The organism is Streptomyces sp. NPDC002206 (assembly GCF_053593595.1).
Window position 1 is genome coordinate 27871 of sequence record NZ_JBSFCW010000001.1, and the last position, 12792, is coordinate 40662.

General features: G+C 72.4%; 10 protein-coding genes. 2 read left to right on the top strand and 8 right to left on the bottom strand.

Annotated elements, in window-relative coordinates; translation table 11 throughout:
- Positions 1-70: 70 nt before the first annotated feature.
- The 7 genes from ACWCP8_RS00110 to ACWCP8_RS00140 form a co-directional block, all read right to left on the bottom strand.
- Positions 71-1459 (bottom strand): aKG-HExxH-type peptide beta-hydroxylase, encoded by a 1389-nt coding sequence (locus ACWCP8_RS00110; protein ID WP_451113798.1) that lies wholly within the window; start codon positions 1457-1459, stop codon positions 71-73.
- A complete protein-coding gene (locus ACWCP8_RS00115) occupies positions 1456-2679 on the bottom strand; it encodes an FxsB family cyclophane-forming radical SAM/SPASM peptide maturase (protein WP_451113799.1) in 1224 nt (407 codons plus the stop codon). Before ACWCP8_RS00115 ends, ACWCP8_RS00110 begins: the two co-directional genes overlap by 4 nt.
- A 218-nt stretch (positions 2680-2897) precedes the next feature.
- Positions 2898-3113, bottom strand: coding sequence for an FxSxx-COOH cyclophane-containing RiPP peptide (fxsA, locus tag ACWCP8_RS00120; protein WP_352266430.1), 216 nt, complete (start codon positions 3111-3113; stop codon positions 2898-2900).
- Positions 3114-3224: 111 nt separating this feature from the next.
- A complete protein-coding gene (locus ACWCP8_RS00125; protein ID WP_451113800.1) occupies positions 3225-6743 on the bottom strand; it encodes an SAV_2336 N-terminal domain-related protein in 3519 nt (1172 codons plus the stop codon).
- 7 nt (positions 6744-6750) lie between these two features.
- The gene (locus ACWCP8_RS00130; protein WP_451113801.1) at positions 6751-7791 is read right to left on the bottom strand and encodes an AAA family ATPase; all 1041 of its coding nucleotides are present in this window, start codon (positions 7789-7791) and stop codon (positions 6751-6753) included.
- Between the two features lie 118 nt (positions 7792-7909).
- Positions 7910-9994 carry a VMAP-C domain-containing protein gene (locus ACWCP8_RS00135; protein ID WP_352266427.1) on the bottom strand — a complete coding sequence of 695 codons (2085 nt, stop codon included), beginning with the start codon at positions 9992-9994 and terminating at the stop codon, positions 7910-7912.
- Positions 9991-10569, bottom strand: coding sequence for a CU044_2847 family protein (locus tag ACWCP8_RS00140; protein ID WP_451113802.1), 579 nt, complete (start codon positions 10567-10569; stop codon positions 9991-9993). Before ACWCP8_RS00140 ends, ACWCP8_RS00135 begins: the two co-directional genes overlap by 4 nt.
- Positions 10570-10733: 164 nt before the next feature.
- On the opposite strand from ACWCP8_RS00140, the gene ACWCP8_RS00145 reads away from it, so the two are divergent.
- Positions 10734-10919, top strand: a complete 186-nt coding sequence (locus ACWCP8_RS00145; RefSeq protein ID WP_007266501.1) for a DUF6104 family protein — start codon at positions 10734-10736, stop codon at positions 10917-10919.
- Between the two features lie 15 nt (positions 10920-10934).
- On the opposite strand, the gene ACWCP8_RS00150 is transcribed toward ACWCP8_RS00145, so the two are convergent.
- The gene (locus ACWCP8_RS00150; RefSeq protein WP_451113803.1) at positions 10935-11780 is read right to left on the bottom strand and encodes a hypothetical protein; all 846 of its coding nucleotides are present in this window, start codon (positions 11778-11780) and stop codon (positions 10935-10937) included.
- 154 nt (positions 11781-11934) lie between these two features.
- Here ACWCP8_RS00150 and ACWCP8_RS00155 point away from each other — a divergent pair, with 154 nt between their 5' ends.
- Positions 11935-12792: a DUF4097 family beta strand repeat-containing protein gene (locus ACWCP8_RS00155; protein WP_352266424.1), complete on the top strand. Its 858-nt coding sequence runs from the start codon at positions 11935-11937 to the stop codon at positions 12790-12792.

Below are 12792 nucleotides of genomic sequence, written 5' to 3' on the forward strand. Positions count from 1 at the left end.
ATTAACATACACCGGCGACCGGGTCGGACCCCTTGTTGAAGTCTGCTGCCGCACGATCCGCGGCACCCTGTCACGCGCGCTCGGAATGGTTCCTCTGCTGCCATATCACCCGGGCCGTGCTCACGTACGCCCGTGCGCGGGCCACGTGCCCCATTGGGGGTGGCCAATCCGCCAGACGGTGGTAGAGCGTGATCATTTCGTTGACGATCACCCGTCCTTCGGGAGTCAGCGCACCGGATCCGGCGAGAACGGGCAGGACGGCGCCGACCTGCTCTCGCCGGCGGGCGTGCTCGGACCAGGCCAGATCGCGCTGGGTGTAGGTGACACGTTCGGCGCCGAGTGCGAAGCGCTGCCAATAGTCGGCGAGCGCGATATGCGAGTAGGCCCCTTGCAGCAGCCCGTCGAAGGGACGCGGATCGGGACGCCAGGGTGCGAAGTGCCGGGGTGCGGTGTCCTCGTGATGCAAGGGTACGAGGGCGCTGAGCGCGGCCAGTTTGGTGTGCTGGAGCTCGTGCACGAGGGTCGCGGCGAGATGGGCGGCGCCGGCCGGCCGGCTGCTGAGAACAGCGCCGAACGCCTCGCGCCGGGTACCGCTGCAGTGCGCCGCCTCCTCGCCGGAGGCTGCGGACCCGGGTGGCGCGCCGAGCGGCACCAGGCAGCGCAGCAGGGCGGCCGCTTCGGCCCCCCGGTGGTCGCCGCCGATCCGAAGCATCGGCTCCACGCCCGACCAGGACTCGGTCCAGGCCTTGCGTGCGGCGTCGTCGAGCTGAACGGCGCCGCTCAATCCATGGTGCTCGAGGCCGCGGCCCGCGGCACGGTACGGGTCGAGATCGTCCAGCGGCACGGGGCTGCCGCCCGGCAGCACGGCGGGCAGGGTGTGCACCGGCAGCCAGCGCGGGTCCAAGGAGCTCGCGCCGTCGGAGTCGACCCGCACGAGCACGGCCGAACCGTGTTCCTCACGGATTCTCAGCTCCCCGTCCCCCGCCGCAAGACCGACCGTTCCCGGGCTCACGCGTACGGCGCCGAGCGTCGGCAAATGCAGCAGGGTGCCGCGCGCGGTGAGCCGTGTCGCGAAGGACAGTCCGGCGCAGATCGCGGCCGCGGCTGCCAGCGCCCCCAAGTGGCCGAGACGGGCGCGCAGTTCCTGGACCGGCGCGCCGGCCGTAAGAGCATTCAGGCAGCGTTCGGCCCAGGGACCCACGAGTGGATGGAGCAGTACGGCGCGTGCGGCGGCCCGGTCTGCGCGTTCGGCCGCCGCCAGCAGCGCCCAATCCTCGTGGAGCCGGTCGAGCAACTCCGGCGGGCGGCCGGTCGCGGGTGCGGTCGCCGCATCGAGCAGGGCGCGCAGCAGAACGAGCCGACGGGTGTCCTGGTCGCGGACGAGTAGATCCAGGGCCTCGGTGTCGCCTTCGGTGCGGCCCAGATCGCGCAGCGCGCGGTCGGGGAGGGCTGCGCTCATGGGGGGTCTCCTGCGGTCGCTTCGGCCAGCCGGGCCGCCACATGGCGGACCAGTCGGTCGAGGTCGGCGCAGTAGACGGAGGGGTTGGCGAAGCCGTGTCCTGCGCGGTAGCGATGGGCATAATGGCCGCCGCCACAGACGGTGAGCAGCGGGCAGGTGCGGCAGACGGCGGCGAGCGCATCGGCGCCCCCGTGTCGGGCGGCGACACCGGGGTGACGCAGGGCGTCGTCGAAGGTGTGGCGGAAGACGTCGAGCCCCGTGCCCGCGGCCCCGTCATAGGCAGACTTGAGGGAGTCGATCTGCTCGATCGCGCCGTCGGTCTCGACCACGATGGCGTTGACCGGGTCGAGTCCGAGCGATTCGGTGGCTGCGGGCAGACCTAGCAGCAGCGCGAGACACTCCTCGAAGAGCCGGACCTTTGTCTCCCGTCGGCCGGCCGACCACCAGCGGTCGAAGACGGTGCACAGCCAGTCGCCGTAGGGGGTGGGGCGCCCGATTCCGCCCGGGTGAGTGGAGTGCGCCGGGTGGGTGACGGGCAGGCCGGGCGGTGGGGCGGTCCAATTGCCGTGCGGCAGAAGCAGATCCAGGGCCGGCGGGTGCAGGGCGAGCAGCGACTCGTACATCTCGACCGGGTCAATTCGCAGATCGACGACGGCGAGGATGCCCGCGTACGCCTCGTGGTGCCGGTCGGCGAGCAGCCGGGCGCCGCGCAACGCCGCCGGCCAGGAGGGGCGTCCCGCGTGGTCGGTACGCAGGGCGTTGTGGGCGGGTAGACCGCCGTCCAGGCTGATGCCGATGTTGATGCCGTGGCGGGCCAGCGCGGCAATGCGTGCGTCGGTGAGCAGCGTGGCGTTGGTCTGGACGGTGGTGCGTACGGTGCAGCCGGCCGGAGCCCGGTCACGTACCCGCTCGGCGAACGCGGCCAGCCGGTCGGCGCCGACGAGCAGGGGTTCGCCGCCGTGCAGGACGAGGGAAATCTCGCGCAGCCGGTGTACCGCCGCGTGTTCGGCGATACGCGACGCGGTGCGCCCCAGGACTGCGGGCGAGGCGGCAGCGGGGCGGTCGCGCCAGGTCCGGTCGGGGCCCTCATACAGGTAGCAGTAGCGGCAGGCCAGATTGCAGCGGCCGTGGACCTTGACGATGAACTGCCCGAACGGGACGGGGGCCGGGCCGACGGGGCCGGTGCGGGGCGCCGCGCTGGGCGTCGCCTGTCGGGACAACCTGGCACCCCCTGTGATACGGACCCTTGGAACAGCTCCCGATACGGCCGCGTGGCCGGCGCCCGGCGCCGGTCCGAAGCGAGTATCCCTGGCCCTCCGGACGGGCAAACCCGGCCGGGCAACGACGTCCTGATCGCTGGAGTCCGAGGGCCGAAACCATACGGGTCGGTCCGGATCCGAACGCGTTCCGGCGACCGGGCCGGCGATTCAGCGGCCACTCACAGCGCGCTGGTGAAACCCCACAGCATCTCCCGGGGCCGGTTCGCCCGGCCCCGCAGATCCGCCACCACGGCCGCAAGGACCGGATGGTCCAGCGTTCGCAGTGTTTCGAGGTCAAGCTCCAGCAGATCGGGCAGGGATCCCTGCGCGTTGTGGGGCTCACCGTTCTGCCCGTCCGCGGCACCCTCGTCACCGCGTCCCGTCGACTCGCTCATCACGACTCCCCGTTGCTGTCGTACCCGGATCAGAGCCGTATGCCCGCCCGTGAGCGCACAGCCCTGACGTACCACCGTTGAACACAGCTCCGAGTACTCGTCATTGAGCACTCAGCGCTCCAGACCGGCCAGCCGCTCGGCGGTCGAATCGGCCGCCGAACCGCCGCCGTCCGGCAGCTTGTGCCATTCGAGGGCGGCCGACCGGTACGCCTCGCGCGCAGCCCGGGGACGCCCCGCCTTCTCATACGTCATACCCCGCCAGTGGTTGGCCGTAGCACTCAACTCCACAGCCTCTTGGAGTTGTTGCGGACTCTCCAGCTCCGCTTCGGCCCTCCGGGCCGACTCCGCCGCGTCCCGGAACGCCTCGGCCGCTTCGTCGAGCCTGGCCGGCCGCTGCAGTGCGCGCGCGGCGTCGAGGTGCGACCGGCCCAGCGCCAGCCAGCAGCGCGCCGCCGTGAGCGGGTCGCGGGCCTCCTGCGCAGCAAGTCCGAATAGATGCTCGGCCTCTCGCAGATCGACCCGGTCCTCGGTGGCCCGGTGCCGCAGCATGACCGCCTGGCCGAGCATCAGCAGCCGCTCGGCCAGCTGCATGCTGCCGGCCGGGGTCTCCGTGCGGCAGTCGCGCAGCACCCGCACCGCCGCGCCTATGTACCCGTTCCCGTCCGGCAGTTCGGCGCGCCGCAGCAGTGTTCCGCCCCATTCGGCAAGCAGATCTGCGTGGGCCGGGTAATCACGCGGGATACCGCGGGACGCGCGGGCGAACCACTCGGCGGCCGCAACGAGTTCGGCCGGGGCGCCCCACTGCTCGTAGCGGGCGACACGGACCCGGCCCGCCCTGGTCTGGAGCGCGGCGCGCTGCCGCTGTTCGCGTACTGTCTCCAGGGCCTGGTCGATCAGAGTCGCAGCCTCGTCCGGTTCATCGCCGGAGGCCAGCAGGGCATCCACCAGATCCAGCAGGATCCGCACCTCGGTGCCTACGGTGTGCCGGTCACCGCCCGCCCCGAACGCGGTGCGCAGCGAGCGGGCCGCCTGCCCCGCGTACACCCTGGACTGTTCGGTGTCGGCGGTTGCCCGGGCCAGTTTCAACAGCGTCCGGCCGTGCGCGAGGGGGAGGGCGGCCGGCCGGTTCTGCTGATCGGGCCAGATGTCCCCGAAGGCCTCCAGCATGCCCGCCGCGGACTGCAGCAGGGCGCTGTCGCCGCCGAGCCGCCACTGGGCCTCCAGCGCCCGCACCCGTTCCAGGGTGAGCCGCAGCGCCTCGGCGGGGTCGAGGCCTGGCGCCGCGCATGCGACGGTGTACTCGCGGTCGGCGCGCCGCAGCAGCTCCAGTGCGCCGCGCCGGTCGCCACGCCGCCGCCGGTCGTCGGCCGCGGCGTGCAGCACCTTGGCCAGAACGGCCCGTTCGTGTATCGCCCCGGGCTGCTCGGCTGCGAGCTCCGCTGCGTGCTCGGCCTCACGCAACAGGTCACCGCCACCCTGGAACTCCCACAGCCGCAGCACACAGCGGGCGTACTCGGCCCACAGCTCGGGATCGGCGCCCGGGTACAGCTCGCGTTCGACGGCGCCCCGCAGCAGCTGTACCGCGTCGATCAGGTACTGCACCATGCTGTCCGAGTCGAACTGGCGCAGGAGCGCGCGGGCGCTCTGCACCGCCGCGTGCGTCGTGCGGTCGGGGGCATCACTGCCCGCGTGGTCGCCATAGAGCGCGAACTGCTCGGGCAGGGGCATGAATCGCTCCAGTACGCGGGCCGCTACCTCGGCGAAGGGGTGAGGAACGCGCGACCCGCTTCCACCGCTCTCCCCGCTTTCGTTACCCTCTTCGTTCTCGCCGTTCTCCCCGTTCTCGCCGTATGCCCCGATGCTGCCGCCGTGCATGCGCGGCCCGATGTCCGTGGCGTACGAAGATGCGCCCCGGCCCTCCCCGAGCTGCGCGAAGGCCAATGCGGGGAAGTTCGGACCGCCTTTGCCGAACCGCTGCTCCACATATTCCGAGCAGTGCTTGAGCACGAGCAGCGCCTCGTCCCGGCCCAGCGGTCCGAGCAGCCCCTCCTGGACACCAGGCGCGAACTCGTACCACTGCCCGCTGCCCGGGCCGTCGGTCCTGCTGCGCGACAGCAGTCCGCTGAGCAGCACTTCGGCAAGCTCGGAGGGGCCCGAGTCGGGCAGCATCGTCCGCTGCACCAGCTGCATCACCGGCAGATAGAGAGGAGCCGCGGCGAGGTAGACCGCCAGCTGTCCGGCTGTCGGCGAGGCCGCAGAGCGGAAGCGGCTGACCAACTGCAGCGAAGACAGCCGGTCGCCCGGGCGGGGTGCGGGCGCCGCCGGCTGGTCGGCCCGTACCCAGCCGACCGCGCCGGAGATCCGGCCGGAGCCGGCGCCGGAGAGCAGCCTTGCCCAGGCGGCGAGCGCGCCCGCCACCGGCGGCAGCACGGGAACGGCGAGGGCACCGGGACGGGTGGTAGGCACACCACCGGGCTCCTCGGTGACCTTGAGGGCCGCTGCGCCGGAGAGCCCTTCGCCGCGGGAGAGCGCGCCGTAGGTGACCGGCAGCCGGGTGCGGTTCCACATGCGCTGCGGTAACGGCTGGAGTACGGCGGTAGGGGCCTGCCGGGCCAGATGGTGGAGCAGCCGGTGAGCACGTCCGCTGTGCCAGAGCGGTCCGGCGCAATCGCTGACGAGGACGGTGACGCGGCGGCCGGTCGGGTCGCTGAGCCGGTCCGCCGAGTTCAGCGGTGCGGCGGCCGGATCGGGGCTGCGGCTGACCGCGCAGGAGCCGTCGGGCCCGCGGTGCAGATAGCGCACCTGCACATCACGGAAGGCTCCCAACTGTCCGAAGATTTGTTGGAGTTCAACGAACATCCGGTCCCAGACGCGCATCGACGACGAGGCATCCATGACGAACTGCAGGAGCGCGTCGGCCCGGGAAACTCCACGGAACACCGGAATGATCAACCCGCCCGCGCGTGCGCTGAGTTCGGCGGTGGCCGTCTCGTCCAGGGTGCGACGCGAGGGCGGCACGGCCGGACGGTAGCGCTGCAACGGGCGTAAAGCACGCTGCAGTTCGAGAGGAGAAGGAAGCGTTGAGGCAGCGGGCACGCCGAGACTGAATGAGGCAGCGCTCCGGCGTCGGTAGCCGCGCGGACCGTCCTCCTCACCGGTGTGCCCGTCGCCCTGCGCCGCAGGCTTCGGCAGCGGTACGGGATACAGGGCGACGCGACGGCCGGCGTCCCTGGGGTCCCCCTGCTCCGTGCGGCCGTCGTCCGGTGCGGCGTCCGTGGTGGCGCTGCTGCCGGTCGCGCGCCGGGCAGTCGGCGTGGCCGGACCTTCGTCGGACTGCCCGGCAGGCGCGGGCGCCCCGGTGGCGTCGTCCTGCCTTTCTCCCCCGTCCGGTGCGCCGGGGCGGCGTGTCCACCGAGCGAGCCAGAGAGCGTCGCAGAGCTGTTCGGCGTCGGGGTCGAGCCCGGCCGCGCGCAGCCGAGCCACGAACGCGGGCAGCAACCCGCCGGCGTGCGGCTCCGACGCGGATCCCTGCCCTTGCGTTACGCGCCCCTGCCCGCTCGGCGCATGCTCCTGCCGGTCCGGGCCGTTTCCCGCTACGTCCGGGCCGGGCCGTGCCACGGCGTCGGGCATCAGCGCATCACCTCGGCCGGTCCAGTCGCTGGATGAGCAGGTCGGCGAGCCGGTCCCGGCCGGCCGGGGCGGCGGTGTCCGTGAGGTAGATCGCGTTCAACAACTGGTCGGTGGCCAGGAGTTCGCTGCGCGACCGTTCCAGGAAGTGGGCGATGAGATCATCCCCCGAACGCGCCGCCTCGTCGCCGAGATGGGCTCGTACGAAGGTGGCGAGCCGCTGGTGGTCGGGGCGGCCCAGCTCCAGGTGGATGCAGCGGCGCATCAGCGGGGCCGGGAAGTCGCGTTCGCCGTTGCTGGTGAGCACGACGAACGGGAAGGCTGCGCACTGTACCCGGCCGCCCTTGACCGTCACTTTGGTGCCGTCGTCGGTCAGCACCTCCGCCTCACCATCGGGCAGCCGGTCGGCGATCCGTTCCAGCTCGGGGATGCCGAACTCGCCCTCCTCCAGCACATTGAGGAGATCGTTCGGCAGGTCGATGTCGCTCTTGTCGAGTTCGTCGATGAGCAGCACGCGGGGCCGGTCCGAGGGCAGCAGTGCGGTGCCGAGCGGGCCGAGCCGGATGTAACTGCCGACGTTGTCCGCCGCGTCGGCTCCGGCGGCGGCGCTGTGCGCGGCGATCTGCACGTCCTGCAGCCTGGCGATCGCATCGTAGTGGTAGAGGCCGTCAAGGAGGGTCGAGCGGCTGACGATGGGCCAGCGCAGGACCCGGCCGAGCCCGAGTTCATGGGCGACGGAGTGCGCCAGCGTGCTCTTCCCGGCGCCTGGGCTTCCGGTGACCAGCAGCGGGCGGCGCAGATACAGCGCGGCGTTGATCATTTCGAGCTCTTCGGCGCCAGGCCGGTGGAGTTCGGCGAGGTGCCGGTGGCCGCCGAGGCGTCGGGTGGCCGAGCCGTCGGTGAGCGCACCGTCGTCATCGTCCGCATCGTCGGGGTCCGGGGCGCCGCGGCCCGCGAAGTCACGCCAGGGGGGCGGGGGCGGCAGCTGTTCGATGCCCCCGTGCGGTTCGCCGGCCCCTCGGTAGATGAGCCACTCGCTGGGTTCATTCATAGCGTGTTCCTCGTCGTCACTCGTCCGCCAAGGCCTGCCGAAGGGGCAACCGCCGAACGTGCCTCACGGTAGCGATCCGGGCACGCCGCCGTAAGGGGCGCACCGGTGCGGTGGCCGTTCACGGTGCCTCCAGGAGCTGACCGGAGCCGGGCAGCGGATGGTGCGGATCGTCGTAATACAGGGCAACACCGTCCGACCAGTACGTCTCCGTACGTCCCGCGTGTACGCCCCGCCTGAGCTCGTGGATCCGCTGCGGCAGCCGGTCGGAGGAGCGCACCTCCGCGACGGTGTCGGCGGCGCGCCGGTGGAACTCCGTGCAGACCGCGTCGGCCTCCCCGGTCCGCCGCCACAGGGCCACCCCGAAGCCGCCGTCGAGGATCCGCACCAGTCCGGCCGTGGTCTCGGGATCCGGCCGGCCGCCGTACCGGCAGAGGACCGGCACGGTCTCGTACGCCAGGGTGTGCAGCCTCGCCGCCTCCGGTACGCGTACCCCCATTCCGTCCTCGCAGTCGACGACTTCGGCCTGCATCGAGGAGTTCCGGGTGCTGTTCCAGCGGGCCCTGCGCCGTCTTTCCACTTCGTCGTCCGGCGGCTGCCCCCGCTCCGAGCGGCGCACGACCACCGGACGCACGGCGCCGAGCGGCAGCCCGTCGGGGGTCACCTGCCAGTTGTCGACGCCCAGGCCGAGCAGCGCCGGTGCGACCGCGACCTGGAGCACGGCGGGGCTGTCCGGTTCGTCGCACCGCCGGAATGCCTCGGCGAGCGGGGCGGCGAGCCGCTCCGGCAGGGCGCCGAGCCCCGTGCCCCGGCTGTCCTCGGCGACGGGCAGGACCTCCCCGGCGGGGCGGGCGACGCCGACCCGCCAGTCGTACAGGTCCCGTTCCCAGCCGCGTGGCTCCAGCTCCAGCAGGACGAAGGCGCGTTCGCCGTACCGGGCCGGCTCGTTCATCGGGGCGGGGGCCCGCTGGTGCTCCTGGTCCCGGCGCTGCCGGACGGCGCGCCAGTGCAGTACGAGTTCCTGCCGGAAGTCGCGGGAGAGGTCCTCGTCGGCTATCCGTTTCACCCATTCCCAGAGGGATTTCGTGGCGGTCCGGGTGGAGGGCACGTCGAAGGGGCGGTCGGCGGCGAGGACACCCATGCAGTAGCGCAGGATGAGTTCGAGCGCGGCGTCGCGGTCGCGGACGCGGGCGTCGTACAGCGAGCCGAGTCCGTCGCGCCAGCCGCGCGGCGCCGGGCGGAGGTCGCGCGCGTGGACGTTGGGCAGGCCGTCGAGGAGGCTGAGCAGATTGCGGGTGCTGACCGGCGGCGGGAACTCGGCGAGCCTGCCCAGCAGGTCGATCCGCCGCTTGGGGCTGAGCACCCGGCCGGGCGGCCCGGGCAGGTCGCTCTGCACATCGGCCCAGGTCCGCTCGGTGGAGGCGGGGCTGTTGTGCCGGTCGGCGTGGTAGCGGTCGTGGGCGTGGAAGACGGCCTGGTAGGTGTCCTCCGACTCGGTCTCCACGGGTCCGGCGGGCACCGTCAGGGAGCGCAGCCGCTCGATGCCGACGGCGGTGCCGCCCTGGTGGTCGTCGAGCCGCGACTTGATCACGCCGACGACCTCGCCCCGGGCCACGTCCACGACGGGGCCTCCGGACATCCCGAGCTCCAGCCAGTCCCCGTCGAGCCGGATCTGCTGGTCGGCGTCGGCCCAGCCCCCGTACGTGCCCTTCACCTCGCAGTCACCGCTGAGCGTCGTCAGCCCGCCGCCCGGCGAGGGCGCCCAGCCCACGCAGCGGACCTTGCGGCCGCGGAGCATGGCCTCCGATCGCTCGGTGACGTACACACAGGCGTGTTCGACGGGCCGCCGGAGCTGGATGAGCGCAAGGTCGGGAGCGGGCCAGCCGGTGCCCCCGGCCGGCCGGGTCTCGGGCAGCGCGGCAAGCACGACACCGGGGACCTCGGTCAGCTCGGCGCTGTACGGATCGGCCCTGAACAACACGTTCACCTCGCGCCCCTCCCCCCGCATGGCCACATGCGCGCACGTGAGGACCCAGCTCGGGGCGATGAAGAAGCCGCTTCCCAGGAAGCCCTGGCCGGGTCCGTCAGTGGCATACCCGGCACCCGGGTGATGGATGCGTACGGTGGCGTCCCGCACGAGGTCCATGAGCGCAGCCTCCGCCTGGCCCGGACCCCCCTCCGCGCCCCCGCCGGTCTCCTGCGTCATGACCCGCCGCCGTCAGCGGCCGCGGCCGTATGGGGATGCGCCGGTACGCCGGTGGGTGCCCCGGCGGACGGCGACGGGGGCGCGGGCTCCGGTTGTCCGGAGTGAGCCGGTGGAGCCGAAGGCGCCGGGGGTGTCCGGACTGCAGGCGGCGCGGACGGGATCGGGGGCGTGGCCTGCGCGGGCACCTGGGGCGTGACCGGCGGGTCGACGGGCGGTCCGCCCCCGTTCCAGGTGAGCGTGACCTTGATGGCGCCCTTGGCCTCCCCGTCCGCGAGGAGCCCGACGACCTTGCCCGCCCTGGCGGTGAGCTCGATGCCGAATTCGACGCTGACCTCGTCCGGCCGTACGGCCCGCAGCGGCTCGGCGAGCGACCGCGCGACGCCGGTCACCACCCCCTGCAGGCTCTCCACCCTGGCCTGCACCTGGTCGGCGAAGTCCGAGAAGCCGGTGTCCGTGTAGGACAGGCCGCTCCCGGTCGGCGTTCGCCGGAGTTCCTCGGCCCCGGAGATGCGCGCCCAGACCGGCGTACCGTCCGGCAGCTCGATGCGCGTAATACGGGTCTCGCTGTCGCTCATGACACCCCCCGTTCCCCGAACTCCCCGCAGGTTAACGGCAGTACGTGACCGATGCGAGGCACATCGACCATGACACCGGGGCGGGGCGCGTCGGTTCCAGGGGGCGTCCGCATGGTCCCGCGCGGCCCGGTCGGGGGCGCTCACCAGGCATTAAACTTGCCGCCATGTACTTCACCGACCGTGGCATCGAGGAGCTGGAGAAGCGGCGCGGCGAGGAGGAGGTCACCTTCGAGTGGCTCGCCGAGCAGCTGCGTACCTTCGTCGATCTCAACCCTGACTTCGAGGTGCCCGTCGAGCGCCTCGCCACCTGGCTGGCCCGGCTCGACGACGAGGACGAGGACGACGAGTAGGGCGACGCCCGGGATCTAGGTTCTGTCGTTCCTGATCCGGTCGTACGCGAGGCCGCCCGCCCCGTGCGCGAGCAGCAGCGCCCCCGCGAAGGCCCACCCTCCGCTGCGGCGCCCGATCCCCCAGGCGACGAGCGGGAGACCCACGGCGAGCTGGGCCACGGCGAGCGCACGGGCCCTGGGGCCGCGCACCCACGGACCGAGGCCACTGCCCTCGACCGCGTCGAGTTCCAGCTTCACCGCATCGCGCCAGCCGGCCCACGCGATCCGTTGCGTTTCGGGCCGGCCGCCGACCGCGGTGTGCAGCCGGTCGGCGGGTTCGCCGGGTTCGAGGCCCGGCGGGAGCACCAGGCCGATGCGGGCGAGGACGGCGAGCAGCCCGCGCAGCCGGGTACGGGCGTCCGCTTCGGGGTCGGGGCGGGTCAGCGCTTCGAGTTGCTGGATGTCCAGCACGGGATCGAGGCCGAGCCGTCCGGCGAACGTACGCATCGCCTCGTCCTCCCCGGCCGGGGTCCCGTCCGTCAGCCAGACGTAGCCGACGGGCCGCCGGAAGCCGGACGCGAGTGTGTAGCCCGCCCGGTCGCCGTCCCACCACAGCGCGAGGACCGGCCAGGTGGAACCGACCGCGAGTGCGGTGGCCCAGCCGCCCAGCACGCTGTCGACCGACTGCTCCCCCTCCGTCTCCGCCGCGCTCCGGCTTTCCTGTCTGTCCTGCCAGGGCGTGCCCTCCGGGACGAGGACGCTCCACTCGTCCCCGGCGGGTGCGAGCAGCATCCGCTCGCGCAGCAGATGGGCCACGGGCCGCACGGATCCGAGCTCGGCCCGGCACAGCAGCAGCGCGCCCACGGATGATGTCGCGTTCATGTCCCACACCGTAGGGCAATTTGCCCATATTGGGAGCTATTTGATCGATCCGTGGCACCTCACCCCCTCTTGACTTCCCCGATCCGCGATATATCGTGTTCTGCAAGAGACGCGATATGTTGCGTCGCGCTGCGTTCCCCGGGAGGTCAGATCCATGCCTGTGTCGACGTGGGCCATCACCGAGCCTCAGAAGCTGACCTTCGACGAGCCGGTGACGTCGCTCAATGTGCGCATCGTCAACGGCACGGTCAATGTCGTGGGCACCGAGGAGCCGACCGCCCGGCTGGAGGTCTCCGGGATCGAGGGCCCGCCGCTGATCGTGACGCAACAGGGCGGCACCCTCTCCGTCGCCTACGAGGATCTGCCCTGGCACAACTTCCTGAAGTGGTTCGACCGCAAGGAATGGCACCGCAGCGCGGTCGTCTCGCTCGCCGTGCCGGCCGGGTCGACGGTGGAGGTCGGCGTGGTCGGTGCCGGAGCGTTCGTCTCCGGCATCCGGGGGCGTACGGACGTGCGCGGCGTCAGCGGCGACACCACGCTCGTCGGCCTCGCCGGCGCGGTCCGGGCGGACACGGTCTCCGGCAATGTGGAGGCCCAGGCCGTCACCGGCAACCTCCGCTTCAAGTCGGTCTCCGGCGATCTGACGGTCGTCGAGGGCGCCGGGGCCTCCGTACGGGCCGATTCGGTCAGCGGCGACATGGTGCTGGACCTGGACCCGACCGGGAAGCCCACGGACATCCGGCTGACCACGGTCTCCGGCGAGGTGGCGATCCGGTTGCCGCACCCGGCGGACGCGAGGGTCGAGGCGAGCACGGCGAGCGGCGCCGTCTCCAACGGCTTCGAGGATCTGCTGGTCAGCGGCCAGTGGGGAGCGAAGAAGATCACCGGCACGCTCGGCGCCGGGACGGGAACGCTGAAGGCCACGACCGTCTCGGGATCGATCGCCGTGCTCCGCCGCCCACCTGCCGAGGAAGACCCGTACGACGCCGAGCCGACCGGAAAGGTGCTCTGA